1 protein-coding gene is annotated in these 538 nt (G+C 63.4%); it reads right to left on the bottom strand.

The annotated features are described in order from the left end of the window. Positions 1-265: 265 nt before the first annotated feature. Positions 266-538 (bottom strand): ATP-binding protein (locus G6021_RS15540; RefSeq protein ID WP_182641680.1); only part of this gene is annotated, 273 nt, incomplete at its 5' end.

Genomic DNA, 538 nt, shown 5'->3' with positions numbered 1-538 from the left:
AAGGAGCTGGAGCGGGAGAACTCCGAGCTTCGCGCTGAGACGGCGTTCCTGAAAAAAGCAGCGGCTTACTTCGCGCGGGAGCAGCGACCGTGAGCCGATACGAGTACATCGACTCCTGCAGGAACGACCCGTCCGAGACCAACCCGCTCTACAAGATGTGCGCCTGGCTTGTTTGGGACGCCCTTCGGAAAGCGCGGTTCTGATGATCGGGTAGCGGTCGGACGGGTATCGGATAGCGGAGTTCACCCGTCCGACCGCTGGGCCGCTATGGCGTTGCCGTGGCGAGGTGTCGTCTCATGTTCGGGCCGTCGAGGGCGATGATCTCGGCGCCGGCGACGATCCGGTTGAGGATCGACTCGGCGATGACCGCGTCTTGGAGCGACTTGTACCAATCTGGCGGATCGAACTGCGAGGTCACCAGAGTCGAGCCCCGCCCTTCCCGAGCGGCAAGGATGTTGAGCAGCTCCGCCGCTGTGTGCGGAGCCACCGGCGTGGTCAGGAAGTCATCGAGAACTAGCAGGTCGCAGTTGTGCAGGTC

Origin of the sequence: Dietzia sp. CW19 (assembly GCF_014145265.1) — a bacterium.
GTDB lineage: Bacteria > Actinomycetota > Actinomycetes > Mycobacteriales > Mycobacteriaceae > Dietzia > Dietzia natronolimnaea.
This window is presented reverse-complemented; position numbering and strand designations above follow the sequence as displayed.